Origin of the sequence: Micromonospora sp. NPDC047730 (assembly GCF_043204765.1) — a bacterium.
Taxonomy (GTDB): domain Bacteria; phylum Actinomycetota; class Actinomycetes; order Mycobacteriales; family Micromonosporaceae; genus Micromonospora.
In genome coordinates, this window is sequence record NZ_JBIDCU010000007.1 from 22,438 (window position 1) to 48,614 (window position 26,177).

Here is a 26,177-nt window from a genome sequence, read left to right on the forward strand (position 1 = left end):
CGGACACTAGTCACGGCCGTCGACGCCAGTCAACACCCTGTCGAGTCCCGTCGACACCGTGTCGATCCGGTGTAGAGTCAGCGGCCATGACGCCCGCCCGTACGGCAGCCGGGAGCGCCACCGCGCGCGGACGCCGCGGGGCGCGGTCGGCGGGGGACGAACGCGAGTCGGCCATCCTGGCCACCGCCGAGCGGCTGCTGCGGCAGCGGGCCGTCGCCGACGTCTCCGTCGACGACCTGGCGCGGGGCGCGGGCATCTCCCGGCCCACCTTCTACTTCTACTTCCCCTCCAAGGACGCGGTGCTGCTGACGCTGCTGGACCGGGTCACCGAGGAGGCCGACGCCGCGGCCGGCGACGTGCTGGAGCGGCTGGCCGAGGATCCGCGGGCGCGCTGGCGGGAGCTGATCGACCGGTTCCACGAGACGTTCGGCGCCCACCGGGCGGTGGTGCTGGCCTGCGCCCAGGTGCGCGGCACCAACGCCGAGGTGCGCCGGCAGTGGGCAAGCGTGCTGGAACGCTGGGTGCAGGCGATCGAGACCGCGATCGAGGCCGAGCGCCGCCGCGGCGCGGCCCCCGACGGCGTGCCGGCCCGCGACCTGGCCATCGCGCTCAACTCGATGAACGAGCGCGTCTGGTACGCCACGTTCGCCGGCGACGGCCCGGCCGTGGCCGAGCGGGACGTGGTCGACGTGCTGCTCGACGTCTGGCTGGCCGCGATCTACCGCGGCACCGCTCCCCCGCCGACCTGACCCCGCCGCGCGGCTTCTGCGCAGGTGGTCGAGCGCTACGTCCGATTGCCGCCAGCATCGGCTGGGATGGCGGGCGCAGAGTCGTGGGCGGGGCCGCCGTGGCCCCGAACGACGGTGGAAGGCGGACGTGTGCACGTGGTTCCCGGCCTGAAGGTGCTCTACTTCGGAACCCCCGTGGTCCTGGTCAGCTCGCGCAACCCGGACGGCACGGCGAATCTCGCGCCGATGTCGTCGGCGTGGTGGCTGGGGCAGCACGCCATGCTCGGGCTCGGCGACAGTGGCCGGACCACCGCCAACCTGCTGCGCGAACGCGAGTGCGTGCTCAACCTGCCGTCCTCGGCGATGGTCGACGCGGTCGACCGGATCGCGCTCACCACGGGCCGGCCGGACGTGCCGGCGCACAAGCTGCGCCAGGGCTACCGGTACGAGCCGGACAAGTTCACCCTGGCCGGGCTGACCGCACAGCCCTCGGAGCTGGTCCGGGCACCCCGGGTCGCGGAGTGCCCGGTCCAGTTGGAGTGCCGGGTGATCGCGGCCCACCCCTTCGCCGGGGCCGACGTGCAAGCCACCGCCTTCCAGGTCGAGGTGCTGCGCGCGTACGTGGAGGAGGAGCTGGTCATCCCCGGGACGAGCCACGTGGACCCGCTGCGCTGGGACCCGCTGATCATGAAGTTCTGCGAGTTCTTCGGCGGCGGGCAGAACGTGCACCCGTCCCGGCTCGCGGAGGGCTGGGAGATGCCCCACCGGCTCGGCGTCGCCGCCGGCTGAGCCTCCGCGCGGTCAGCCGGCCGGCCGCCGGGTGAAGTCCATCGTCCAGTTGGTCTCCCAGGTGCGCCCGCCGTCGGTGGAGAACGCCTGCTCCCAGCGGCAGGAGGTCGCGGTGACGCCCGACCAGACGAACCGGCACCGGATCGGCCGACCCTCGTCGACGTCGTCGGCGAGGAACGTGCCGACGCCGTCGGTGAACCGGCCCACCACCGGCGGCAGCTCCAGCACCCCGTGCCGGCTGTTCATCCAGTAGATCGACCACGTGCCGGCGGCCGGGTCGAGGATCCGCACGGTGGCGCCGGAGAAGCCCCGGGTGGGGAAGGTGATCTCGTCGAAGCTGCCGGCGCCGCCGAAGAAGCTCCGGGCCACGGAGACGCCGGGAAACTCGTCCCAGTCGTCGCTGCCGACGTGCCGCTCGCGCAGGCGCCGGTTGGCCACGTCCCAGGTGCCGACGAAAAAGTCGAAATCGCCCATCAGCGGCCCACCGGCCCCTCGGCGCGGGTGTCGGCGAGCCAGCCGGCGAGGTCCGGGCGCTCCGGCGCCAGCACGTGCCGGGCCCAGGCGGCCCGCTCGTGTTCCAGCACGCCCAGCTCCCAGACGCAGCCCGCCCACGGGCGGGTCAGGTCGACGAAGCGGGTGGGGTCGTCGTCCGGGCAGTCCAGGGCGGGCTGGCCGGCCGCCGCGACGCGCACCTCGACCACGTTGTCCCAGACCCAGCTGTACGCCAGCAGGTAGGCCCCCGTGTCGGCGCCCCGGTGCAGCACCACCCAGCCCGCCGACGGGGTGTCGTCGCCGTCGCGGGCCGGCAGCAGGCGGGGCAGCACCGCGTACGCGGCCCGCTCCACCTCCGGCTCGATCCGCCGTTCCGGCTGGTCGACGTGGTAGCGCTTGAGTTGACGGCCGGCGACCGTGAGAGGTCCCGGCACCCGCAGTTCCTTGTCGCGAAATGCCATGCCGGGACGGTACGGACACTTCACTGACAGCTAGTGTCAGCGGAGTGCGGGCCAGTCGACTCCTCTCCCTGCTGATGCTGCTCCAGGCCCACGGGCGGATGACCGCGGCGCAGCTCGCCGCGCGGCTGGAGGTGTCCACCCGCACCGTCTACCGGGACGTCGAGTCGCTGCACGCGGCCGGCATCCCGCTCTACGGCGAGGCGGGGCACGCCGGCGGCTACCAGCTCGTCGAGGGCTGGCGTACGCGGCTGACCGGGCTGACCGCGCAGGAGGCGGAGCGGCTCTTCCTCGCCGGCCTGCCCGGGCCCGCCGCGGAGCTGGGTTACGGGGCGGCGGTGGCCGCGCTCCAGCTCAAGCTGCACGCCGCGCTCCCGCCCGAGCTGGCCGACCGGGCCGCGCGGATCCAGGAACGGTTCCACCTGGACACCCCCAACTGGTACGCCGACGGCGACGCCTCGCCGCACCTGCCCGAGGTGGCCGAGGCGGTCTGGCGGCAGCGGCGGATCGCGGTGCGATACCGCAGCTGGGCCGGGGAGGTCGACCGGGTGCTGGAGCCCTACGGGCTGGTCCTCAAGGGCGGCCGGTGGTACGCGGTCGCCGCCCGACGCGGCCGGGACGAGCCGGCCGCCTACCGGGTCAACCAGGTCCTGTCGCTGACCACGCTGGACGAGGGGTTCGCCCGGCCGGCCGGGTTCGACCTGCCCGCCTGGTGGCGGGCGCACGTGGTGCGGTTCCGGGCCCACCTGCACCGCGACGACGCCACGGTCCGGCTCTCCCCTCGGGGCCGGGAGCGGCTCCGGGAGATCGGGAGCGAGCTGGTGGTGGCGTCCGTCGGCGCCACCGCCGAGCCGCCCGACGAGGCCGGCTGGGTGACGGCCGTCATCCCGATCGAGTCGCTCACCCACGCGCACGGCGACCTGCTGCGGCTCGGCGCGGACGTGGAGGTGCTGGCTCCGGCCGCGCTGCGCGAGCGGCTCGCCGCCACCGCCGCCGACCTCGCCGCCCTCTACGCTCCGCGCCCCGCTCCCGAGGTGTCGTCGCCACTCTCCTGACCTCCCAACCGCGCCCGGGCGGCCCGACAACGGCGCGGCGGGCCCGCCGCGACGGCAATCCGACACCCTGCGGCGATCCTTCGACCACTCGGCGTATTGCCTGCCGGCCGGTGGAGTCGTTGAGTGGGCAGGGGAAGGCTTCGACCGCCGCGTCAGCAGGCCGGGAGGCGATCGTGGGGCTCATCCAGATCGAGGGCACGGCAGAGGTGCTGCGCGGGCTGCGCGGCATGGCGGGGCTCGACCTGATCGACCCGAGCGCCGCGTCATTGGGCGCGGACCGCTACCGCATCTCGGCGTACGCGCCGGAGGAGCTGATCCCCGAGCTGGAGGCGCGCGGCGCCCAGGTGCGAGTGATGATGTCGACCGGCCAGTTCGACGCCTTCCACGCCGAGGTCGCGCAGCACCTCGCCCCACCACCGGAGGCGTCGGCCCCGCCGGAGAGCACCGGGGAGCGCTGAGGTGCCCCCGCCGTACCCGGCCATCACCGCGCCGCTGCGGGCGCAGGAGATCGAGGACGCGCTCGCCGACCTCGCCGCCAGCTTTCCCGCGCTGTGCACCCGGACGGTCTTCCCGACGAAGACGGCCAGGGACCGGACGCACAGCTACGTCAAAATCGCCAACGGCAGCGGCCCGAACCGGCCGGCGGCCCTGGTCGTCGGCGGGGTGCACGCCCGCGAGTGGGCGCCGCCCGACGCGCTGGTCACCCTCGCCCGCAACCTGCTGGTGTCGTTCACGTCGGGCACCGACATCGTCTTCCCGGCGATGACCGTCACCCCGCTGGTCGGCGCCCCGGTCCGCTACCCCGCCTGGCGGATCCCGGCGGCCGACGTCAACGACATCGTCACGAAGCTCGACCTCTACATCCTGCCGCTGCTCAACCCCGACGGGCGGGAGCACGACCTGACCCACCTCAGCGAGCCGGGCTGGCGCAAGAACCGCAGCCCGCAGGCGGGCGGTGAGATCGGCGTCGACCTGAACCGCAACTTCGACATCATCTGGCGTTTCGAGGACTACTACGACGTGGCGCTCTACCGCGCCCGGTACGGCTCCGACCCGGCCTCCACGTCGCCGGCCGACGACACCTACCGCGGCCCGTCGGCGCATTCCGAGGTGGAGACCCGCCACCTGGAGTCCCTGCTGGACACCCTGCCGATCCACTACTACGCGGACGTGCACATGTTCGGCCGCAACATCCTCTACTCCTGGGGGCTGGAGGAGGACGGCGACGACCCGGCGATGCACTGGCGGGCGCCCGCCTTCGCCGGGACCCGGGACGGACTGATCGCCGGGGACCCGGCGCTGCCACCGGGCCGGACCGACTACAAGGAATACCTCCCCGACGTCCCGCCGCACCGGATCCGCTCGCGGGCGCGGATGATCGCCACGGCGATGCACGACGAGATCCTCCGCTCGGCCGGGGTCGATCCCGCCGCGCCCGCCTCGACGACCCAGCGTGCCCACTCCGAGTACACGGTCGGGCAGAGCGCGTTCCTCTACCTCCCCGTCGGCGGCGGACCGAACTCCGGGTGCAGCGACGACTACGCGTGCAGCCGGCAGTTCGCGCTGCCGAACCGGCAGCCGATCTTCGCGTACACCCTGGAGTCGGGGCACGCCGAGGAGCAGGGCTTCCACTGCAACTACGCCGACCCGCCCGGCCACTTCCGCAAGATCAACCGGGAGATCCACGCGGCGGTGACGGCACTGCTCAAGGTGGCCGCCGCATCCCCGCTGCCCGCCGCCGGCGGGGGTGGCGGCGGGCCGTGCCTGATCGCCACGGCCACGCTGGGCCGGCCCGATCATCCGGACGTGCGCTACCTGCGGCACCTGCGCGACGAGCGGCTGCGGGCCACGCCGCGCGGCGCGCGGGCCGCCGACGCGCTGGACCGGGTCTACTACAGCTTCAGCCCGGCCGTGGCCCGGCTGCTGCGGCGGCACCGCCGGGCGCGCACGGCCGTGCGGGTCGGGCTGATCCGACCGCTCGTCGCCGCCCTGCGCCTGTTCCTCGGGCCGGAGCGGGCGCCGGTCCCGCGCCGGACCGCATCCGCCGCCAGCCCACCGCCGGGGCGGACCACGTCCGTGGACGGCGCACCGCCGGGGCGGACCACGTCCGTAGGCCGGCCGCCGGGCGGGCGGCACGGCGGCACCGGTCCGGGGGGTGGGCGCTGATGGCCGGGACCGCCGAGCGGCTCGCCGTCGAACTGGCCCGGCTGCTCGACCCGGTCACCGAGCGGCTGGCCGCCGGGCAACTGGTCGACCTCTTCGCCGAGCTGGGCCTGCCGCTGCCCGGCCCGGTCGCGGGCGCGCCCGCGGTGGCCGCCGCCGCCGGCACCGCCGGCACCGCCCTCGCCGCCCTCCCGCCGGCGGTCACCGCGCTGGTTGACGCGATCGCCGACGACGACAGCGCCGCGATCGCCGCCGCCCTGGGCGACCTGCTGCCGCTGATCGTCGAGGCCGTCGACGCCGTCCGGGCCCTGGCCGGCGCGGTGCGGTCCGCGTACGCCGGGGGCGGTGCGGTCAGCGCGCCGCTGGCCGCGATCCTCGCCGACCTGCCGCAACGCCTGGTCGACTGGACCGCCGCCAGCTACCTGCTGGACCGTCGCCCGGCGCTCGGCCGCGCCCTCGCCCTGTTCGGGCTGGTCGACAACGTCGCCGTGCCCGCCGACGGGGACCGGCCCGCCTACCTGCGGCGCGGGCTCCGGCTGGACCGGCTCGGGGTGCTGCTCGACGACCCGGCCGCCGCGCTACGCCAGGTGTACGGCTGGGGCGAGCCCACCCTGGACGCCGCGCTGCTGCTCGCCCGGCTACGCGACTGGCTGACCGCCGTCGGCGTGCCGGCGGTGGTGCTCGACGGGCCCGGCGGCCGGCCCGAGCTGGCCGCGTTCCTGTTCCGGCTGCACGCCGTGGCGGGACTGCCCCCGGGCACGCCCACCCCGCTGGAGCTGACCCTCGACGTGTTCGACTTCGGCGGGCTGGACATCCCCCTGCCGATCGGCGACACCTGGGCGGTACGCCTGCGTGGCCAGGGCAGTCTCGACCTCGGCGCCGCCCTGCGCGTCGAACCGCCCGCCACGCTGCGCCCGCAGGCCCCCGCGCCCGGGGTCGCCGGGGAGCTGACCGTGTCGGTGGAGCGGCTGCCCGCCGGGCCTGGGCCGATGGTGCTCTTCGGCGAGGCCGACGGCACCCGGCTCACGGCCACCGCCGTCCGGGCCGCCGTCGGCGCCGCGTTCGCCGCCGACGGGGGCGGGGTGAGCGCCCGGCTGATCGTCGACGCCGAGGTCGCCGCGGGCCGCCTGGTGATCGCCTTCGGCGGCGCCGACGGCTTCCTGTCCAGCGTGCTGCCGGCCACCCTGGAGGTCGACTTCGACCTCGGGCTGCACTGGGACCCGGTGGACGGGCTGACCCTGCGCGGCGGCGCCGGCCTGGTGCTCGCCGTACCGCTGGCGGTGAGCCTGGGCCCGCTGCGCCTGGACCGGCTCGACCTGGCCCTGCGCCCCGGCGCGGCCGGCATCACCCTGGAGGTCCGCCTCACCGGCGGCATCGACCTCGGGCCGTTCGCGGCGAGCGTGGCCGGCATCGGCGTCGGCGCCGACCTGGCCGTCCGCGACGGCAACCTCGGCCCGGTCGACCTGACCTTCCGCTTCCTCCCGCCCACCGGGCTCGGCATGGTCGTGGACGCCGGGCCGGTCACCGGCGGCGGCTTCATCGGCTTCGACGAGCCGGCCGGCCGTTACTCGGGCGTCCTCGCGCTCAAGCTCGGCGTGGTCGGGGTGGAGGCGGTCGGCCTGCTCGACACCCGGCTGCCCGGCGGCGCGCCCGGCTACGCGCTGCTGATCCTGCTGCGGGCCAGCTTCCCGCCGATCCAGCTCGGCTTCGGCTTCGCGCTCTCCTCCGTCGGCGGGCTGCTCGCGCTGAACCGGCAGACCGACGTGGACGCGCTGCGTGCCCGGATGGCCTCCGGCACCGTCGGGCGGATCCTGGCCCCGGAGGACCCGGTCCGCAACGCCCCGGTGCTCCTGGCCGACCTGGCCGCGGTCTTCCCGCCCACGCCCGGCGTGATCGTGGTCGGGCCGACGCTGCAACTGTCCTGGGCGGAGCTGGTCCGCTTCGACGTCGGCGTGTTCATCGAGCTGCCCGGCCCGCGCAAGATCGTGATCCTCGGCTCGGCGCGCGCGGGCATCGAGAACCCGTCCGGCGGCCGGCCCTACCTCCAGATCCGGCTGGACATCCTGGGCGTGGTCGACTTCGCGCAGCAACTGGTCGCCTTCGACGCGGTCCTGATCGACAGCCACCTGCTGGAGATCCTCGAACTGACCGGCGGCGCGGCGTTCCGGCTCAGCTACGGCGCCGAGCCGTACGTGGTGCTGACCGTCGGCGGCTTCCACCCGGCGTACAACCCGGCGCCCCTGGTCTTCCCCGCCAGCCTGACCCGGATCGCCATGACCCGCGGGGAGCCCGACGACCTGCTCTACTTCCGCTTCGAGGGCTACTTCGCGGTCACCACGAACACGCTGCAGTTCGGCGCGGCCATCGAGGTCATCGTCAACCTGGGGCCGTTCAACATCCGGGGCTTCCTCGGCTTCGACGCGCTGATCCGGTTCCAGCCGTTCCACTTCGACTTCGCCATCCACGCCTCGGTGCGGGTGCGCTGGCGCAGCCGCACGCTGGCCGGGCTGGACCTCACGGGCAGCATCTCCGGCCCCGGCCCGGTGGTCTTCCACGGCAGGGTCACCCTGGAGATCCTGTTCTTCGAGATCACCTTCGAGGAGACCATCACCCTCGGCTCGTCCACGCCACCGGCCGTCACGCCGGTCGCCTCGGCCGTGGCCGAGCTCGCCGGGGAACTCGCCGACCCGGCCAACCTGCGCAGCACCGGCGCGACCGACGCCGCCGTGGTCGTCGAGCCGGCCCGCACCGCCGCGCTGCCCGTGGTCTCGCCGCTGGGCCAGGCCGTCTGGACCCAGGAACGCGCCCCGCTGGACCTGCTGCTGCAACGCTTCGAGGGCGCGCCGCTGACCCGGCCGGAGACGGTCACCGCCACCGGCCCGCAGGTCACCGGTACCGAGGTCGACTGGTTCGCGCCGGGTGGCTTCGCCGACCTCTCCGACGCCGACGCGCTGAACCGGCGCGCCTTCGAACGGCTCACCGCCGGCGTCCGCCTGGGCGGCGAGGGCGCCGACGCCGGGCCGTCCACGCTGCTCACCGTCACCGTCAAGCAGATCCGGCTGCCGGCGCCGCCGGTGCTGCTCACCGCCACCGCGCTGCCCCGGTGGCTGCTCGCCGCGGCGGCCGGCCGCACCGGTCGGCCCGAACGCGACCCGGTCACCCCGGCGGTGGGCGTGCGGGACGAGACCTGGGCCGTGCACGGCGCCGGGGGCGCGGTGACCACCGGGCTGTCCCAGGCGCAGGCGCACCAGCTGGCCACCGTGGGCGGCGTCGGGGCCGCCGTCGCGGCGACCGACCCCGTGCCGGCGATGAGCTTCTAGAGGGGCGGCGAGGATGGCCGACGAACAGCTCACCTTCCACGGATGGTCACGGGAGCGGATCGCCGCGCTGGCCACCGGCGTGCAGGACGGGCGGCCCCGGGTCGAGACGGCCGTCACCCTCACCGGCACCGACGCCGCCGGCGCGACCACCACGGCCGCCACCGGCACCGTACGCTTCCTGCTCGCCGGCCCGGCCGACGTGGTCCGCCTCGCCCCCGGGGCGATAACCCGCCGCTACCCGACGCCCGGCGCCGTCGACCACGAGTCGGACCGCTGCCCGCACGTGGAGTTCGCCGACGCCACCCTGCCGTGGCGGTACACCCCGGCGCCCCGCCCGGCCGCCGGCACCGGCGCGCAGCACCCCTGGCTGGTGCTGGTCGTCGGGCTGGACGGCGACGAGCTGACCCTTGCCGGGGACCAGGTGACGCTCAGCCCGGCCGTGCAGGCGCTGCACCCGCTGGGCACCGGCGCGACGGCGTACCGGTGGGCGCACCTGCAGGTGGACACCGCCGGGAGGCGGATCGCCCGGCTGCTCTCCGGGCGGCCCCTCGCCCCGGGCACCGACTACGTCGCGGCGCTGGTGCCGGCGTACGACCCGGCGGGGCAGCCGCGGTGGACGGGCACCGGTCCGGCCACCGTGCCCTGCTACGACACCTGGCGGTTCCGCACCGCCACCCCGGCGGGCAGCTTCGAGGACCTGGCCGCCGCGCTGCGCCCCGGCGCCGCCGAGCCGGAGACCGGCCGGGCACCGCTGGACTACCCCCGGGTGCCCACCGCCGGCGACCTGGCGGTACGCGGCGCGCTCGCTCCGCTCGGCGGCGCCGACGCGGCGCTGCCCGGCGAGGTCCACGACGACCTGGACGCGCTGCGCACCCCGGCGCGGGACGACCGGGGCCGGCCGATCGTCGGGCTGCCCCGCTACGGCGAGGCGTGGCGGGCCGGTGCCCCGGAGGAGACCACCTGGGGCGGCAGCCTGAACACCGACCCCCGGGACCGGGGGGTGGCCGGGCTCGGGCTGGAGCTGGGCATCCGCCTCCAGGAGGAACTGGCCGCCGAGGCCCGCGCCCACCAGGGCGCGCTCGCCGAGGCACGGCAGCGGATCCGGGACCTGGTGCTCGGCCTGCACGCCGCGGGCGGGCTGTGGCGGCGGCGGACGCCCGCCGACGCGTACGAGCGGCTCTGGCTGCTCGGGCCGGCGCTGGGCCGCGTGGTCACCCCGGACGGGACGGTGGCCGCGCTCGCCACCGCCGCGGACCGGCCGCTGCCGGCGGGGCTGTTCTCCGGCGCGGCCCGGCGGATCCTGCGCGCCGGGCCGGCGCGCACCGCGCTGACCGCCGCCGGCGCGGTGCCGCCGGGCGAGGTGCTCAAGGCCGCCAACCGGTGCCCGCGCCCGCCGCGCCCCAGCGCCGACGGGCTCCCGCTGGACGATCTCGGCATCGACCTCGACGACCTGGAGGAACGTCGACGTCGGGCGGCGGAGACCGGGGAGGTGGACCTGCCCGCCGCCGCCGGCCGGGCGAAGGAGCTGGCCGAGGGCGCCCACCCGAAGCTGCGCGACCTGGCGCACGCGGTGGCGGAGCGGCTGGACCGGGCGGCCTACGGCGGCTCGCCGGCGCCGTGGGCCGAGGCCCTCGCCCTGCTGGCCGCCGCCGCGACCGTCGACGACCGCGCCGAGCGAGAGCTGGAGCGACTCGCCGCCGCCCTGCGGGAGCTGCTGGAACGCTGGCCGAAGCCGGCCGGCGAGGACGACCTGCCGGTGCTGCTGGACGGGCTGGCCGAGCCGGAGCCGGTGGAGCCGCCGTGCCGCCCGGTCGACCTGGACGCGCTGGCCGCCGGGGTGGCCGCCGCGTTCGACCCGACCGGCCCCGACGCCGCCGCCCGGGTACGGGTGCTGTCCACCATCGACGGTCTGGACCCGGCGCAGCCGCTCGCCCCGCCGGAGGTCTGCGTCGGGCTGGACCGACCGGTCTGGGCCGACCTGCGCGACGCCTTCGACGAGTGGCTGCTGCCCGGGGTGGGCGCGCTGCCGGAGAACTCGGTGATCGCGGTGGAGACCAACCCCCGCTTCGTCGACGCCCTGCTGACCGGGCTGAACACCCAACTCCTCGGCGAGCTGCGGTGGCGCAACATCCCGGTGGCCACCGGCTGCACCCCGCTGCGGGTGTTCTGGAGCCGGGCCGACACCGGCACCGGCGCCCGCGTCGACGACATCACCGGCATCGGGAACTGGCCGGACGACAGCGGCCTGGGGACCCCGGCGCACCGCCCGGCCGGCGCCTCGGGCCGGGACCTGGTCGTGGTGATCAGGGGGCGGCTGTTCCTCCGCTATCCGGCCACCGTGGTGTACCTGGTCACCGCCGAGCACGCTGGCACGGTCGACTTCGGGCAGGACCCGCCGGCCGGGGCGGTCCGGGTGCTGCCCAGCTTCCAGGGGCGGATCGGCACCGACGTGACCTTCTTCGGCTTCCAGGGGTTCGACCCGGCGGACGTGCTGCGGCACTGGCTGGTCTTCGAGGAACCCCCGGCCGGCTACCGCTTCGCCAACGACGCCTCGACCTCCCCGGTGCCGGAGACCTGGGCGCGGAGCAGCTTCGCCCGCCCGGTGCGGGTGCTCATCCGCGGCGACCACCTCGACCCGGAAGGACCGTGATGGCGGAACCAGTCGTCGGCGTGCTGCTGCCGGTGCGGATCGAGACCCGGTTCTCCCCCGGCCTGCTGCGCCTGCTGGTGGTGCCGGACGAGCCCTGGTTCGCCCGGCACGACCCGCGGGTGTCGCCGGGCGAGGTCGACGCGGTGCGGCGTTATCTCGACGCCGGCGGCGGCGAGGTGGCCTGGCGCGAGCTGACCGTCCACGTCGGCGGGGCACGGGCGGTCTGGCTGGTCCGGACGCTGGTCGTCACCGCCCCCGACGGCACCACCGCGCTGCGGCCGGTCGGCGCGGGCGAGCTGCGCACCGAGCCGGCCTTCCCCCGGATCGAGGAGTTCCCGGACACGCTGCACGTCTGGCTGGCCCGCGGCGGCGGCCCGCCGGCGCAGGTGTTGACCCTCGCCGTCGACCGGGGCCGGCTCGCGGTCGACTTCCCCGACCCGGACGCGCCGGCGGACCGGCGGTGGTGGGAGAACTGGGACGAGGCCGTCGAGGCGGGCCTGGCCGGGAAGGTGCCGCTGGACGGCGACCCGTCCGACATCGACGCGCTCTACGTCACCGGTCTCGGCGACGGCGACCCGGGCGCGCTGTTCGGCAGCCACCGCGACGAGGGACGGCTGTCCCTGCTGGCCCCCGGCTCGGCGACGAACACGGTGGACGGCGCGCCCGCCGCGCCCGTCACCGGGGACCCGGCGGCCTGGTGGGGGGTGCTCACCGGTACGCCCACCGACACCGACCGGCTGGTCTCCGCCACGCTCACCGGCGACCCGGGGCTGCTCGGCGCCCTGCCCGGCACGTCGGAGCCGCACCGGCGCTGGGCGGGCGCGGCGGTGGCCGGGCTCTGGCCGGCGCTGTGGGGTTTCGCCGGGGCGGACGTGTGGGCGCTGCCGACCGGCGCCGCCGCCGAGTGGGCGCCCGGCGCGTTGCTGCCCGAGGGGCCGTTCCCGACGCTGCGCGTCGGCCCCCAGCCCTACGGGCTGCTGCCGGCCACGGTGCTGCGCCGGTGGGTGCCCGAGCCGAAGGACCCGCCGGTCGAGGCGGGCCTGGTCGAGCCGCTGTCCCACCTGCGCGCCGAGTACGCCGCCGCCGCCGAGCAGCGGGGCACAGTGGTCGGGGCGTCCACCGAGGAGCTGCTCGACCTGATCGCTCAGGTGCCGACCTCGCCGCTGTTCCGGCACCGCCGGGCCTGGCCGCTGGAGCTGTGGTGGCTGGTGCTGCTCCTGCTCGGCTACGGCGCGTCCTGGTCCGACCTGGACGCCGCCTGGCGGCACCGGCACCCCGACGCCGAGCGGCTGGGCCTGGCGCCGCACCGCCGCTACGGGGCCACGGGCGCGCCCCGCCGGCTGGAGATCCCGCTCGTGACGCCGGACGGCCTGCCCGCCGGCACCGGCGTCGCCGACGTGCTGAAGCGGCTGCTGGAGGTCGCGGAGGAGCAGCCGTGGGCGTACGCGAACCGCGCGATCCTGGAGAAGGAACTGCTCAGGGAGTACCCGCTGGACAGCCTGCTGCTGCGGCTCGCCGTCCGGTCGTTGCAGGTGGCGATCGGCGACGTGGGGCGGGCGCTGGCCGGCGAGGCCCCGCCCGGCCCGGAGCCGGTGGCCCGGGACGCCGCCACCGGCGGCCGGCTCCAGGGCTGGATCGCCAACACCCCCGCCGCCGCGCTGCACGGGCCCACCCCGCAGGCCCGCGCGTACGAGCGGGTGGTCGACGGGCTGCTCGCGCTCGGCGAAATCGAGCCGCCCCGGTTGGAGCGGCTGCTGCGCGCCACCGTGGACACCGCCGCGTACCGTGTCGACCCCTGGTTGCTGGGGCCGCCCACCCGGCGGCTGCACGACCTGGTGGAACAGCAGGCGGCCAAGCCTCGGCTCGGGGCGTACGGCTGGGTGGACCGGCCCCGGCCGGGCGCCCCCGGGCCGACGGCCGCCGGTCTGATCCACGCGCCGTCGGCCGGGCAGGGTCTCGCCGCCACGGTGCTGCGGGACCGGGCGGTCAGCGACCCGTCGCCCCGCTGGGACCTGGACCTCACGTCCCGGTCGGTCCGCGACGCCGACCGGATCGCCGAGCACGTCCGGGTCGGCGCGCACCTGGCCGAGGCGCTCGGCCGCGAGGTGGAGCGGGTGGTGGGCACGCCGGCCGGCGTGGAGCGGCTGCGCCGGGACTTCCCCGTCCGCACCGAGCACGCCGGGCGGCGGGTCTGCGACGGGCTGGCCGTGCTGGCCGCCCCGCCGGGCGACCTCGGGCTGGACCCGGACCGCCTGGCCGGCCTGGACCGGCTGCGCGTCGCCATGGACGCCTACGGGGACCTGCTGGTCGCCGAGGCCGTGCACCACGTCACCGAGGGCCGGGCCGAGGTGGCCGGGGCGGCGCTCGACGCCGCCGCCGGGTTGACCCGCCCGCCTCGGCTGGGGCTGCTGCGCACGCCCCGCCAGGGGCGGGCGGTGGGCACCGGCGTGGTCGTCGTCCTGCCGCACGTCGCCGACGCGGCACTGCCGGCCGACCCGACCGACCGGGCCACCCTCGCCCCGGCGGCCCTGGCCGACCCGGCGACCGCCGCGTTCCTGGCCGCTCAGGTCGGCGCCGACTGGACGTTCGAGGTCGCCGCCGGTGGGCTGGTCGCCACCGTCACCCTCGACGCGTTGGGGCTCGGGCCGGCGGACGCGCTGGCCCTGGCGCGCACCGACCTGGAGCGCCTCGCCGTCGCCGCCGGTGCCGCCGCGCTCGGCGCGGAGCCGGCCGCGGCCACGCTGACCGGCGGCGACGGTGTCGCCCGCTACGAGGCCGCCGCGCGGCTGGTCGCCCTGATCGGGCGCCGCCCGGCCGACCCGGACGCGACGGCCGAGCGGCCGGACTCCGCCGCCCCGCCCGCCGCCGCGCACGCCGACCTGCTGGCCCGCTACGCCCGGGTCCGGGACACGGCGGCGGCCCTGGCCGCCCGGCTCGCCGCCGAGCTGGCGCTGACCGCGGACGACGGGGGCATCGGCGGCGCCGACCCGGCGGTGCTGGCCCGCCTGGTCACCGCCGCCCGCGCCTGGGGCCTCGCCCCCGACCCGGTGCCGACGGAGGCGGCGTCGGGCGCGGAGGCCGCGCAGCGGCGGCTGGTGGCGCAGGCCGTCCGGGTGCGGGAGCTGCTCGACGCGCGGCTCGACGCCGCCGCCGACACCGCGCCGGCCGGCCCGGGGTCGCCCTCCCCGGCGGCGGAGCTGACGCGCGACGACCTGGTCGGGCAGCTCGCCGCGCTGGTCAGCCCGACCGGCCAGCTCGCGGTGACCGCCCGGCTGCCCCGCTCGGCGTTGCCCGCGCTGACCGGCGACGGGACGCTCGACGCGGACTGGTTGCCGGTGGTCGCCGCCGTCCGGGAGCCGCTCGCCAGGCTGGAGGCGCACCAGCTCGCCGACGGCACGCCCGCCGCCGCCGGGCCGGCCCTGACCGGCTGGAGCAACAAGCCCGGCGACCCGTGGCAGAGCGGCGGCCCCGACGGGCGACGGCTGGTCGTCGCGTACGCCGACCCGACGCTGGACCTCACCGCCACGCCGCCGGGGGCTCCGGTCGCGGTGGCCGTGCTCGACCGGTTCACCGAGGTGGTCCCGGAGGCGGCGCAGGCCACGGCGGCGACCTTCGGCTTCGACGCCCCGGCCGCCCGGGCACCGCAGGCAATCCTGCTCGCCGTGCCGCCGGACCTGTCGCGGCCACTCGACCCCGAGACCCTGGTGGAACTCCTCGCCGACGTCCGCGAACTGGCCCGGGCCCGGGTCGCCCGGCCGGCCGACCTCACCCCCGGCCTGCGCGGGCTGCTGCCGGCGGGGTTGCTGCCCGCCGACGGACCCACGGGGGTCCCGCTCGACGCGACCCGGAGGTGAACCGGCGATGGCACTGGTCTTCGACACGGTACGACGGTTGGAGGCGGACCAGGCCGGGTCGGACCTGACCCGTGGCTTCGCCGCCGAGGTCGCCGACCCGGCCTGGCTGCTCGGCCGGCAGTGGCAGCTCGGCGAGCACCAGGGCGAGGACGCCTCCTCCCCGGTGCGGGTCAGCTACCGGGCCCGGCTCACTCCCGTCGACCCGCTGGGCGGGCAGCCACACCTGGACCCGCGCACCACCCCCGCCGAGGCGATCGTCGAGTCCGAGCCGGGTGACTGGTGGACGCCCGGCCGGCGGATCGCGGCGGGCCGGTCGGTCGCGGCGGCCGCCGGGGCGGCCGGGATCCCCCTGCCGGCCGACCCGGCCCTGCTGCTCGCGGCGCTGCCGGTGCCGTACGACGTGCTGGACGGCACCGGCGTGGACGGCCGCGAGCTGTGGCGGCGGCGCAGCGAGCTGGGCCTGCCCGAGGCGTGGTTCGCCGGGCTGCGCCCGCCGGAGCCGGAGCCGGTGGACCTGTGGGATCCGGCGGAGCTGGCCTACGACGCCGACTTCACCGCCGACGGGGTGACTCTGGCGCTGCGCCGACACGACGGCGGCGACCTCGACTGGTACGCGGTGGACGCCGACCGCCCGCTGCCCGACCCGCCCGTGCCGGTCGACGCGGCGACCACCGTGCCCCGGCGGGTCCGCTACCCGGGTGCGCCGCTGCCCCGATGGTGGCAGATCGAGGACGCCGCGGTGGACGTCGCCGGCTACCCGCCGGACCGATCCCACCTGGCGACGCTGCTGCTGATCGACCTGATCGTCAACCACTCCGACGACTGGTTCGCCTTCGCGGTGCCCGGTCTGGCCGGGCACGTGGTCACTCTGGACGAGGTGGTGGTGCACGACTCGTTCGGCGAGGACTGGCCGGTGACGCCGCCCGCCGACTGGAGCCTCTTCGCCACCGACGGGCTGGACAGCCGTTCCCTGGTGGTCTGGGCCACGGCGGCCACACCGCTGGTCGGCCCGGTGCTCGACGAGGTGGTGATCGGCACCGACGAGGACGCCAACCTGGTCTGGGCGGTGGAGCAGCGGCTGCGCGGGCGCGGGGTGCTCGGCGACGAGGAGGCCCCGGCCGAGCCCCCGGCCCACCTGGACGCCTCGGGCCGGCCCGGGTTCGCGTACCGGCCGATGACGAGGGTGCCCCGGCACTGGCACCCGTACGTGGTGGAGGAGGTCGCCGGCCGGCGCCGGTACGTGCAGGGGCGCGGGGTGGACCTGTCCGGTCCCACGGCGGTGCTGCTGCCGGAGGCGGAGAGTGACCTGCTGGTCGACCCGGCCGCCGGCGGGACGCATCCCACCCACCAGCTCGAACCGGCGGCGGTGCCGGCCGACGGCGTACGGGTGGAGCGGCGGGCGGTGCTGGCCCGGGCCACCGACGGCAGGCCGGTGCTGTGGACCCAGCGGCGACGGCAGCCGCTGCTCACCCCGCCGTCCCTGGGGCTGCGCTTCGACGCGCTGGAGCCGGTGCCGCCGGAGGTGGTGGCATGACCCCGCCGTGACTCCACAGGGGAGGGTGGCGGGGCACCGCGGGTCGCCGGTTTGTGCCACCCTGGGGGTGACTGCCCGGGTCACCGGAGGTGATGGCCACGTTACGACTGCGCGAACTCGTCGCCGTGCCCGACGCCGCGCCGGTGACCCTCGACGTCGCCGCGGGCGCCTCGGCCGCGCTGGTGGCCGACCCGCCGGTCGGCACCGCCGTCGCCCGGGTGGTGGCCGGGCTGGCCGCGCCGGTCGCCGGTCAGGTCCTGGTCGGCGGTCGGGACGTCACCGGGATGCCGCCGCCGCGCCGCCGGATCGCCTACGTCCCGGCCGGCGGCGCGCTGCTGCCCCACCTGACCGTGCGCCGCAACATCGCCTACGGCCAGCGCCGGCGGGAGCGGGTGCGGGAGGTCGCCGACGACTGGACGGCGACGGTGGTCGACCGGCTGGAGCTGGCGCCGACCCTGGAGCTGCGGCCACACCTGCTGTCGGAGGCGCAACGGTTCCGGGTGGCGCTGGCCCGGGCGGTGGCCTGCCTGCCCGAGGTGCTGGTGATCGACCTGCCGACCGGGCCGGCCGGCGGCGGGCGGCTCACCGACCTGGTCGGGCGGCTGTCCCCGCCGGGCACCCCCGGGGCGGCCGTGCTGGTGTGCACCCGCGATCCGGGCGCGCTGCCCGACGTGCCGGTCGCCGCCGAGGTGGTCGCGTGACCGCATCGGGGCGGCTGCGCCGCCGTGCCCTGCTGCGGGCCGCCGCGGCGGCGGGCGCGACCTCCGTCGCCGGCTGCTCCCGGGCGGAGCCGTCGGTCCAGGTCGCGGTGGTGTGGAGCGGCGGGGAGCTGGCCCGGTTCCGCGAGGTGGTGGCCGGCTACGACGCCGGCGTGCAGGTGATCAGCGCCGGCAACGACATCGACGCGTTCCTGCGCGCCCGCCAGCTCGCCGGCACCAGCCCCGACGTGGCGATCCTGCCCAGGTCGGGGCTGGTCGTGGAGTACGCCCGGCGCGGGTGGCTGCGCGAGCTCACCCCGGCCGCCAGCTACGCCCTCCCGCCCGGCATGGCCGACCTGCTCTCCGCCGACGGGCGGCGTTACGGCGTCTGGGTGAAGGCGGCCCACAAGTCGCTGTTCTGGTACCTCCCGTCGATGCTCCCCGAGCCGCCACGCACGTGGGACCAGCTCGTGACGCTCACCCGGCGGCTCGGCGCGCGCGCCCGGGCCGGCGACGGCCCCGCCCCGCTGGCCGTCGGCGCGGCCGACGGCTGGGTGCTCACCGACTGGTTCGAGAACGTCCTCGCCGACGTGGCTCCGCCCGGCTTCTACGAGGCGCTGGCCCACGGTGAGGCCGACTGGCGCGCCCGGCCGGTGCAGGTCGCGCTGGACCGGCTCGCCGAGCTGTGGCGCGTCGATGGCGCGTTCCCCGGCGGCGGGCGCCGCGCCCTGCTCACCCAGTACGAGGAGTCGGTGATCCAGGTGGTCTACCACCGGCGGGCCACGATGCTCTTCGAGGCCGACTTCGTCGACGACGTCGCCAGCCGGTTCCGCCGTGGCCCGGAGCGGCCGGAGACGTTCCGGTTCCCCGGCGCCCGGCTGGCCGACAAGCCGCTGATCGTCGGCGGCGACGCGGCGGTGGCCTTCGCCGGCTCGGCCCGCGGCGCGGAGCTGGTGCACTGGCTCAGCGGCGGGACGGCGTTCGAGCCGTGGCTGCGCGCCGGCGGCTACCTCTCCCCCAACGTGTCCGTGCCGCTGGCGGACTACCGCGACGCCGTGCGCCGCCGCCTCGCCGCCGAGCTGCGCACGGCCGAGGTGGTGCGCTTCGACCTCTCCGACCGGCTGCCCGGCCCGTTCACCGGCTCCGACGGGGTGGGCATCTGGCGGATCATGCAGGACTTCTTCGCCGACGTCACCGACGGGGTCGCCGTCGGCGAGGCGGTCCGGCGGGCCACCGGTCAACTGGCCACGGCGGCCCGCTCCGCGGGGAGGGGCCGATGAGCCGGGTGCTCGGCGAGCCGGCGGTCCTCGACGACGTCGGGCCGCCCCGGCGCGGGCGGGCCTACCCGGCGGCGGGGGCCACCTCGACGCTGCTGCTGCCCGCCCTGCTGCTGCTCGGCGGGCTGGTGGCGTGGCCGGTGCTGCGTACGCTGCACGCCAGCGTCACCACCGACGGCCGGTGGGTCGGCGCGGAGCACTACCGCACCGCGCTGGCCGCGCCCGGCACCGGCGCGGTGGTGGGTCGCACGGTGCTCTGGGCGCTGGTCGTGCCGGCCGTGGTGACCGTCCTGGGCTACCTGCTCGCCGCCGCCTCCCGCCGCTCCCAGGAGGGCGGGCTGGTCCGGCTGATCCTGGTGGTGCCGACCGCGCTGCCGCTGGTGGTCACCGGGGTCACGTTCCGGCTCATGTACGACCCGGACCCGGAGCGCGGGCTGGCCACCCTGGTCGCCGCGAAGCTGACCGGCCGGTCGGCGGCGGACGCGCCGCACCTGCTCGGCCCCGGCCTGGTCACGGTGGCGCTGATGTCGGCGTTCGTGTGGGCCTGGGTCGGGCTGGCCGTGCTGGTGTTCCGGGCCGCCCTCGACGCGGTGCCGTCGAGCCTCGCCGACGCGGTCCGCGCGTACGGCGGCAACCGCCGCGACGTGCTCTGGGACGCGCAGTGGCGACCGCTGCTGCTGCGTACGGTCGCGGTGGTCTTCACCCTGGTGGCGCTCGGCACCACCCGCACGTTCGACCTGATCCTGGTGCTGGCGCCCGGCTCGGTGCGCGACGAGGCGTCGGTGCTGGCGCTGCGGGTCTGGCAGACCTCCAACGGCGCCACCACCGGCGAGGGCGCCGCGCTCGGCGTCGTCTGGCTGGTGGCGGTGGCCGCCGGGGTGCTGGTCGCGGCGCTGTTCGTGCGGCAGGCCTGGCCTCCGCCCCGGGACCCGGCGCCCGTCGGGCCCGACCCGGCGGCGCCGGCACCACGCCGGTCGACCCGGCTGCTGGTCGCGGGCGCGGCGGTCGCCTGGCTGGTGCCGCTCGGGGTGCTGCTCGCCACCTCGCTGCACGGAACGGTGGACGCCGCGGGTGAGGGCTGGTGGTCGAGACCGCCGAGCCTCGCCTCCTACCGGGAGTTGCTCACCGGCGTCGAGCTGTGGCGCACGCTGGGCTTCACGCTGGTGCTGGCGACGGTGGTGACCGCCGCGGTGCTGGGCGTCGCGCTGCTCGCCGCGTACCCCCTCGCCTGGCTGACGGGGCCGGCCGCCCAGGGCACGGGCCTGCTGCTGATGGCCGCCAGCATCGTGCCGGTGCAGGTGATCGCGGGGCCCGTCAACGAGGTGCTCGGGGTGGCGCTGTCCTCGGGCACGGCGCGCGGCCTGGCGCTGGTGCACGTCGCGCTGGGCGTGCCGTTCGCCGTGCTGGTGCTGCGCAACGCCTTCGCCGACCTGCCCGCCGAGCAGGTGCGGGCGGCCCGGGTGGGCGGGCGGCACTGGTGGGGCACGCTGCGGCTGCTCGCCCGGCACAACCGCCCGGCCGTCGTCGCCGTCGCCGTGCTGGAGTTCGTGCAGGTGTGGAACGACCTGGTGGTGGGCCTGCTGTTCAGCGGCCCGGGCGCGGTGCCGCTGGGGCTGTTCCTCGCCGGCCAGACCCGCGGCTTCGTCGCCAACAGCGGCGCGCTCGCCGCCGGCTCGGTGATCGCCTCGATCCTGCCGGTGCTGCTGGTGGTGTTGGCCCGCCGCCAGCTCGTCGCCGGCCTGGTCGCCGGGGGCGTCCGGTGAGCGGGCAGGGGCCTGCCGGCCGCTCCCGCCGGGCGCGGCGGCTGAGCCTGCTGCTGGCGATCGGTGGCGTGGTCGGCGGGACGGTCAGCGCGGTGCTCGGCAACGTCACGGGCAACCTGCTCTCCGAGCTGTCGGTCGCCCAGCTCGGTTCCGCGAGCGCCGGGGTGATCGTGCTCGGCCTCGCCGCCGCCGTGATCGTGGAGTGGCGGCGCCAGCGTCAGCAGGCCGCGACGCAGGAGGGCCCCGACGCCCCGCCCGCCGTCGGTGCGCCCACCCTGCCCTGGCCGGCCGGTTTCACCGGGCGGGCCGGGCACGTCGACGCGATCATCGACCTGCTGACGAAGGAGCACGCGGTCGCGGTGGTCGGCCGGCGGGCCGTCGGCACCTCGTCCTGCGCGATCCAGGCCGCCAACCTGTGCCGGGAGGACTTCCCCGACGGCCAGTACTACCTGGACCTGCGGCGGGGCGGCCGGCCGCACGGCGCGCGGCAGGTGCTCACCGCGCTGGCCCGGATCCTGGGCACCCGGCCGCCGGCGTCGGGCCACGCCGACGACCTCGCCGACGCCGCCGACGAGCTGAGCGGGCAGCTCGACGGCCGACAGATCCTGGTCGTGCTGGACAACGTGGACGACCCCGGCCAGGTCCGGCCGCTGCTGCCGCCGACCGCGCGGGCCTGCCGGCTGCTGCTGGTCGGCACGCCCGCGCTCGACGCCCTGGAGGGGGTGGTGGCGCACGGCCTCGCCGAGCCGGACGCCGACGACGCGGTCGAGCTCTTCGCCGCCGCGGGCGCCGCCGCGCCCGTCGTCCGGCCGCACCGCCCGGATCCGCGCACCGACCCGGCGGTACGCGCCCTCGTCGACCTGTGCGGCCGACAGCCCCGCACGGTGGCGGAGCTGGGTCGGCGTACGGCACAGCACGGCTGGCGGCACGCCGACGTGCTCGACGCGCTGCGCCGCGCCGTCGACACGCCCCCGCACCAGCACGTCGCCGCGTCTCCGGCGACCCTGCTGGTGACCGGGCGGGACACCGCGTACCACGCGCTGGGCGGCGAGGCGCGGCGGTTGTGGCGGCTGATGTCGCTCAGCCCGGTGCCGCTGGACCGGCCGACGATCGCGGCGCTCGCCGGCCGCCGCCCGGACCGGGTGGCGGCGCTGCTGCACGAGCTGGCCACCGGCGGGTTCGTGACCGGCGCGCCCGGCGACCGCTACGAGGTGCGCCCGCTGCTGGGTCCGTACGCCCGGATGCACCTGCGCGACGCGGAGCCGGCGCGGCGGCGGGTGGCCGCGCAGGCCCGGCTCACCCGGCACCTGGCCCGCTGCGCCGAGCGGCACGCCGCGAGCCTCGCGGTGGCCGGCTCGCCGCCGGACCGGGAGCCCACGCTGGCCCTCGACGACGACCCGTACGGCTGGTTCGACCTGCACCAGGAGCTGCTGCTGGCGGTGGTGAAGGTGCCGGCGGGCGCGGCGGAGACGCTGCCGCGGCGGGTGCGCCGCTGGTGGTTCCGGCTGGCGGTGGCGCTGTGCGGATGGCTCGCCCACGCGGAGCGGCTCGGCGAGTGGGAGGAGGTGTGCCGCACGGTGCTGGCCACGCCCACCGCCGACGACCGGCCGGAGATCGCCGGCTGGGCCCACAACGAGCTGGGGGTGCTGCGCCGTCGCCGGGGCGACCCGCAGGGGGCGGCGACGGCGCTCAGCCTGGCGGTGGCGGAGCGGGGCCGGCGCGGCACCGCGCAGGCGCGGATGAACCTCGGCCTGGTGCTGTTGGACCTGGGGCAGCTCGACGACGCCGTGGAGCACCTGGAGCTGTCCCGGCGGCACCGATCCGGCGCGGACCGGGCCGGGCACGCGCTGACCGACCTCGGGATGGGTGCCGCCCGGCTGGCGCGGGGCGAGCTGGAGACCGCGCACCACCACCTGGTGCGGGCGGCGAACGCCTTCCGCGCGCTCGGCGACGCCCGGGGCTACGCGGCGGCGCTGACCAACCTGGTGCTCGTGCACGCCGGGCTCGGCGAGCACCTCGACGCGGCGCAGTCGTGGCGGGCGGCGCTGCGCGAGTACGAGTCCGTGGCCGACCCGACCAACCGGGCCGCCGCGCTGCTCAACGCGGGGGCGGCGCTGCTGGCCTCCGCGCCCGGCCAGGCGCGGCAGGCGTACGAGCTGCTGGCGGAGAGCCGGCGGCTACGCGACGGGCGGCCGACGGCGGGGCTGGGGCGGACGCTGCTGCACCTGGGCGACGCGGCGGCGGCCCTCGGCGACGCCGCCGAGGCGCGGCGGCACTGGGTGGACGCCGCCACGGTGTGCGAGGAGGCGCGGGACGCCGACGGTCAGGCCGCGGCCGACGCGCGCCTGGTGGGCAGCGACGCGCCTGCCGACGAGCCGGCCTGAGCGGGAGCCCGGTGCGAGGCTCCCGCTCAGGCGTGTGCGGGGCGGCTCAGCCGTCCAGCCGGCGGACCATGTTCATGATGGTCTCCACCTGGGCGCCGCCCTTGATCGGATAGTTGGTCGCGCCGAGGTAGCCCCACCAGTCCCAGCACCCGTTCGGGTTGGTGCCGGCGGTGGCCCGCGCCTGCGGGTAGAGCACGATCAGGTTGTTGGTGTCGGCGTACTGGTTGAGGTTCGCCCGGTCGACGAAGGCGGTGCCGACCGCGCCGTAGCCCTGGAGGCAGCCGTGCAGGGCGACCAGCAGCCGGCACGACTGCCCGGCGGCGCAGGACGCCGGGACGTAGGCGAACCCGTTGGCGTCCATGCTCAGGCCGTTGGCCCAACCGTTGACCGCGTGGGTGTCCTGGCTGAACCGGATGAGCGTGCCACCGAGCGGGCCCGTGTTCGGCGCCTGCACGCTGCCGAGCAGCTTGCGCAGCAGGGCGTTCTGCGGGTCGGTGCCGCAGTCGTTCAGGAAGGGCGAGGCGGTGGCGGTGCACCCCAGCGTCCCGTACGGGGTGACCCAGGCGTGGCCGGCCGACGAGCCGCTGTCGTACTGCACGCCGGCGCCGAAGTGCTGGTAGTAGCGGACCAGGTCGTCGGTGACGGACTTCTTGACGACGCCGTCGTTGTTGCCGTGGAAGACGTACACGGGATCGCCGGAGAGGTTGCCGACCGGGTCGACCCAGCCGTAGGTGGCCCACGTCCGGGTGTAGGTCTGCAGGGCGGTCACGTTCGTCGGGTACAGGTTGTCGCCGCAGCCGTTGAGCGCCTGGACGACGTTGTTCTGCGCGCAGTAGTACGGCCCGGCGGCGAAGATAGCGGCACCCCGGATCCGCGACGAGTAGGCGACGTGGAGCTGGGTGGCCATGTAGCCACCGGAGGAGACACCCGCGACGTACACGCCGGAGACGTTGTAGGCGCGCAGCGACCCGGAGACGGGCGTCTTGGTGTACGGGGTGGCGGCCTGGGCGGGGGCCGCCGCGGTGAGGACGAGCAGCAGCGCGGCGACGAGGGCGGTGGCGGCCTTGAGCGGTGTGGGCATGGCGCTCTCCTGTCCGGGAGCGGTGGCGGTGGTGTCGGCGTGCGCAGACGCTAGCGTGACACCGACCACATCGGACATGAGCAGCGTCGACACCTCGGGCGGCGCCGGGGTGTCGGCCGTCCACAGCTCGCACCCGCACCTCCCACCCACCCCGACCGACGGCACCGCCACCGACGTGGGGTCGCCATCGCCGACCCCGTGGAGGCGGATCGGCTCACCGCCGGGGTTGTCGTACAGCCGGATGCCGTCGCCGCCGTCATTGCGAGCCCGGGGAACCGGGCCAGTTCGGTTCCCGAGGTGCTCCGGCCTCGGCCCAGCAGAGTCCGCCCCTGGCCGCCACGCCCGGTAGTCCGTCGACCAGCCGGCCGATGTCCACCACCGACGCCAGCGACACCGCGACGTCGGCACGCAGCTCCGCCGCTGCCGCGTCGAGGTCGTCCTCCTCCGCCGACCAGTCGATGTCCGCCGCCCGCAGCTCGGCCACCGCGTGTTCGGTGAGCACTCGCGGGTCGGTCACGGCAACCGTGAGCCGGCAGTACACGTGGAGCGTGAGCGGTTCCGGGGCGTTCGCGTCGGCCATGCCGTCAGGATGACGCACGACGTCGGGCACCGGTACCGGCGCCCGCCCACGTCGAACCAACCGGGTCGGCCCTCCTCCGGTCACCTGACGGGCACGTGCACGGCCGGCCCCTCATCGACGACCTACCGTCGTGACGATCCGTCCGGCGCCGATACGGACATTGGCCGCTTGGCCGGCGGCAATTGTTGATGACGCAAGCACACTTTAGAGCGTGACATATCAGCCACCGCAGGACCCCTGGCAGAGCCGGGTGCCGCCACCCCCACCCTTCGAGCCCCCGACCGCCGCGTACGCCCGAGTCCCTCCTCGCCCGACGGCTCAGTTCGCGCAGCAGGACCGACGGTCGTGGTGGCGCAGGTTGCCCGGCAGGGCGCAGATCGCGCTCGCGGCCACCGGCCTACTGGTGCTGTGCTGCTGCGGGGGCGTCGCGATCGGAGCGACGACCGATCCGCCTCCGGGCACGGAGCGGCCGGGGGCCGTCGCCACCCAGGAACAGCCGAAGACACCGGGTGCGGACGCCTCCACGGCAGGAGCGGCAGACATCACCGCCCCGGCAGGGCCGACGCCGACGGAGGCAACACCGGCAGAGCCGACGCCCACGGTGGAGGCGTCGCCGGTCGTCGAAATCCGCACCGTCACGCAGACCCAGAAGATTCCTTATCAGACCAGGACGGTCAAGGACTCCAGCATCCCGGAGGGCACCCGGAAGATGCGGACTCGCGGTGTCGCGGGAATCAGGACCCTCACCTACGAGGTGACCGTGACCGACGGCGTCCAGACCGACCGGAAGCTGGTGCGGTCCGCTGTCACCAGAGCGCCGGTCACGCAGGTCGTCGCCGTGGGAACGAAGAAGACGCAACGGTGCGACCCCAACTACACAGGCGCCTGTGTACCCGTCGCCAGCGATGTCGACTGCGCCGGCGGTAGCGGAAACGGGCCCGCGTACGTCGAGGGACCGGTGTGGGTGGTCGGCAGCGACATCTACGACCTGGACCGGGACGGCGACGGCGTCGGCTGCGACGAATGACGGTCGCGGTGGCCCCTCCCGCTCACCGACGGGAGGGCCCCACCGGCGCCGGACCACGATCTTGACCTCACCCCCCCTTGAGGTCCTACGGTCGCGGCATGACGATCAAGGAGTACCCGCAGGACGTGCTCGCCGCCCAGACCACCGGGTACTGGAGCGGCGCTGCCAACGAGATCATCGTCGGCAGGCTCCGCGCCGCCCTCGCCGAGGAGGACCTCAACCCCAAGGTCCACGAGCGGATGCACGACGGCATCGACGCCGCGTCGCGGCCCTGAACGTCCTGCGCCCGATGGTCGCCAACCTCGGCGGCGACAGTGACCTTGC

19 protein-coding genes are annotated in these 26,177 nt (G+C 76.6%); 15 read left to right on the forward strand and 4 right to left on the reverse strand.

Translation table 11 applies throughout. From position 1 onward, the window contains the following. The first annotated feature begins 86 nt into the window (after nt 1–86). A complete protein-coding gene (locus ACGF5G_RS17865) occupies nt 87–749 on the forward strand; it encodes a TetR/AcrR family transcriptional regulator (protein WP_393263895.1) in 663 nt (220 codons plus the stop codon). Nucleotides 750–878: 129 nt separating this feature from the next. Then, nucleotides 879–1,517 carry a flavin reductase family protein gene (locus ACGF5G_RS17870; protein ID WP_393263897.1) on the forward strand — a complete coding sequence of 213 codons (639 nt, stop codon included), beginning with the start codon at nt 879–881 and terminating at the stop codon, nt 1,515–1,517. 12 nt (nt 1,518–1,529) lie between these two features. Here the strand turns inward: ACGF5G_RS17870 and ACGF5G_RS17875 are convergent, their stop codons facing one another. Both ACGF5G_RS17875 and ACGF5G_RS17880 read right to left on the reverse strand, forming a co-directional pair. After that, the gene (locus tag ACGF5G_RS17875; RefSeq protein ID WP_393263899.1) at nt 1,530–1,991 is read right to left on the reverse strand and encodes a hypothetical protein; all 462 of its coding nucleotides are present in this window, start codon (nt 1,989–1,991) and stop codon (nt 1,530–1,532) included. Then, on the reverse strand, nt 1,991–2,470 hold the full coding sequence (locus ACGF5G_RS17880) for a hypothetical protein (RefSeq protein WP_363706791.1): 480 nt from the start codon (nt 2,468–2,470) through the stop codon (nt 1,991–1,993). The genes ACGF5G_RS17875 and ACGF5G_RS17880 overlap by 1 nt, the downstream gene beginning before the upstream one ends. A gap of 44 nt (nt 2,471–2,514) precedes the next feature. Here ACGF5G_RS17880 and ACGF5G_RS17885 point away from each other — a divergent pair, with 44 nt between their 5' ends. The 11 genes from ACGF5G_RS17885 (at nt 2,515) to ACGF5G_RS17935 (ending at nt 23,165) form a co-directional block, all read left to right on the forward strand. Beyond that, a complete protein-coding gene (locus tag ACGF5G_RS17885) occupies nt 2,515–3,522 on the forward strand; it encodes a helix-turn-helix transcriptional regulator (RefSeq protein WP_393263901.1) in 1,008 nt (335 codons plus the stop codon). 173 nt (nt 3,523–3,695) lie between these two features. Further along, on the forward strand, nt 3,696–3,980 hold the full coding sequence (locus ACGF5G_RS17890) for a hypothetical protein (RefSeq protein ID WP_393263903.1): 285 nt from the start codon (nt 3,696–3,698) through the stop codon (nt 3,978–3,980). 1 nt (nt 3,981) lies between these two features. After that, entirely contained in the window at nt 3,982–5,688 is a 1,707-nt protein-coding gene (locus ACGF5G_RS17895; protein WP_393263905.1) for a M14 family zinc carboxypeptidase, read from the forward strand. Beyond that, nucleotides 5,688–9,005 carry a DUF6603 domain-containing protein gene (locus tag ACGF5G_RS17900; RefSeq protein WP_393263906.1) on the forward strand — a complete coding sequence of 1,106 codons (3,318 nt, stop codon included), beginning with the start codon at nt 5,688–5,690 and terminating at the stop codon, nt 9,003–9,005. The genes ACGF5G_RS17895 and ACGF5G_RS17900 overlap by 1 nt, the downstream gene beginning before the upstream one ends. 13 nt (nt 9,006–9,018) lie before the next feature. Beyond that, nucleotides 9,019–11,655, forward strand: a complete 2,637-nt coding sequence (locus tag ACGF5G_RS17905) for a hypothetical protein (protein ID WP_393263908.1) — start codon at nt 9,019–9,021, stop codon at nt 11,653–11,655. Then, on the forward strand, nt 11,655–15,509 hold the full coding sequence (locus tag ACGF5G_RS17910) for a hypothetical protein (protein ID WP_393263910.1): 3,855 nt from the start codon (nt 11,655–11,657) through the stop codon (nt 15,507–15,509). Before ACGF5G_RS17905 ends, ACGF5G_RS17910 begins: the two co-directional genes overlap by 1 nt. 7 nt (nt 15,510–15,516) lie before the next feature. Further along, nucleotides 15,517–17,043, forward strand: coding sequence for a hypothetical protein (locus ACGF5G_RS17915; protein ID WP_393263912.1), 1,527 nt, complete (start codon nt 15,517–15,519; stop codon nt 17,041–17,043). A gap of 92 nt (nt 17,044–17,135) precedes the next feature. Beyond that, the gene (locus tag ACGF5G_RS17920; RefSeq protein ID WP_393263914.1) at nt 17,136–17,744 is read left to right on the forward strand and encodes an ATP-binding cassette domain-containing protein; all 609 of its coding nucleotides are present in this window, start codon (nt 17,136–17,138) and stop codon (nt 17,742–17,744) included. After that, nucleotides 17,741–19,021 (forward strand): extracellular solute-binding protein, encoded by a 1,281-nt coding sequence (locus ACGF5G_RS17925; RefSeq protein ID WP_393263916.1) that lies wholly within the window; start codon nt 17,741–17,743, stop codon nt 19,019–19,021. Before ACGF5G_RS17920 ends, ACGF5G_RS17925 begins: the two co-directional genes overlap by 4 nt. Beyond that, a complete protein-coding gene (locus ACGF5G_RS17930; protein WP_393263918.1) occupies nt 19,018–20,781 on the forward strand; it encodes an ABC transporter permease subunit in 1,764 nt (587 codons plus the stop codon). The genes ACGF5G_RS17925 and ACGF5G_RS17930 overlap by 4 nt, the downstream gene beginning before the upstream one ends. After that, complete coding sequence (locus ACGF5G_RS17935; protein ID WP_393263920.1) at nt 20,778–23,165, forward strand: tetratricopeptide repeat protein; 2,388 nt, start codon at nt 20,778–20,780, stop codon at nt 23,163–23,165. Before ACGF5G_RS17930 ends, ACGF5G_RS17935 begins: the two co-directional genes overlap by 4 nt. Before the next feature lie 46 nt (nt 23,166–23,211). Here ACGF5G_RS17935 and ACGF5G_RS17940 read toward each other — a convergent pair whose 3' ends face one another. Continuing rightward, the gene (locus ACGF5G_RS17940) at nt 23,212–24,246 is read right to left on the reverse strand and encodes a poly(3-hydroxybutyrate) depolymerase (protein WP_393263922.1); all 1,035 of its coding nucleotides are present in this window, start codon (nt 24,244–24,246) and stop codon (nt 23,212–23,214) included. A gap of 256 nt (nt 24,247–24,502) precedes the next feature. Then, a complete protein-coding gene (locus ACGF5G_RS17945; protein ID WP_393263924.1) occupies nt 24,503–24,826 on the reverse strand; it encodes a hypothetical protein in 324 nt (107 codons plus the stop codon). 211 nt (nt 24,827–25,037) lie between these two features. Between ACGF5G_RS17945 and ACGF5G_RS17950 the strand changes: the two genes are divergently transcribed. Next, a complete protein-coding gene (locus ACGF5G_RS17950) occupies nt 25,038–25,853 on the forward strand; it encodes a G5 domain-containing protein (protein WP_393263926.1) in 816 nt (271 codons plus the stop codon). A 98-nt stretch (nt 25,854–25,951) separates the two neighbouring features. After that, nucleotides 25,952–26,128: a hypothetical protein gene (locus ACGF5G_RS17955; RefSeq protein WP_393263927.1), complete on the forward strand. Its 177-nt coding sequence runs from the start codon at nt 25,952–25,954 to the stop codon at nt 26,126–26,128. Nucleotides 26,129–26,177 lie beyond the last annotated feature (49 nt).

Excerpts from the sequence above, each read along its gene's own strand:
- ACGF5G_RS17865 (WP_393263895.1), top strand. The coding sequence starts at position 87 with ATGACGCCCGCCCGTACGGCAGCCGGGAGCGCCACCGCGCGCGGACGC.
- ACGF5G_RS17875 (WP_393263899.1), bottom strand. The coding sequence starts at position 1,991 with ATGGGCGATTTCGACTTTTTCGTCGGCACCTGGGACGTGGCCAACCGG.
- ACGF5G_RS17880 (WP_363706791.1), bottom strand. The coding sequence starts at position 2,470 with ATGGCATTTCGCGACAAGGAACTGCGGGTGCCGGGACCTCTCACGGTC.
- ACGF5G_RS17900 (WP_393263906.1), top strand. The coding sequence starts at position 5,688 with ATGGCCGGGACCGCCGAGCGGCTCGCCGTCGAACTGGCCCGGCTGCTC.
- ACGF5G_RS17905 (WP_393263908.1), top strand. The coding sequence starts at position 9,019 with ATGGCCGACGAACAGCTCACCTTCCACGGATGGTCACGGGAGCGGATC.
- ACGF5G_RS17910 (WP_393263910.1), top strand. The coding sequence starts at position 11,655 with ATGGCGGAACCAGTCGTCGGCGTGCTGCTGCCGGTGCGGATCGAGACC.
- ACGF5G_RS17915 (WP_393263912.1), top strand. The coding sequence starts at position 15,517 with ATGGCACTGGTCTTCGACACGGTACGACGGTTGGAGGCGGACCAGGCC.
- ACGF5G_RS17920 (WP_393263914.1), top strand. The coding sequence starts at position 17,136 with ATGGCCACGTTACGACTGCGCGAACTCGTCGCCGTGCCCGACGCCGCG.
- ACGF5G_RS17930 (WP_393263918.1), top strand. The coding sequence starts at position 19,018 with ATGAGCCGGGTGCTCGGCGAGCCGGCGGTCCTCGACGACGTCGGGCCG.
- ACGF5G_RS17940 (WP_393263922.1), bottom strand. The coding sequence starts at position 24,246 with ATGCCCACACCGCTCAAGGCCGCCACCGCCCTCGTCGCCGCGCTGCTG.
- ACGF5G_RS17945 (WP_393263924.1), bottom strand. The coding sequence starts at position 24,826 with ATGGCCGACGCGAACGCCCCGGAACCGCTCACGCTCCACGTGTACTGC.
- ACGF5G_RS17955 (WP_393263927.1), top strand. The coding sequence starts at position 25,952 with ATGACGATCAAGGAGTACCCGCAGGACGTGCTCGCCGCCCAGACCACC.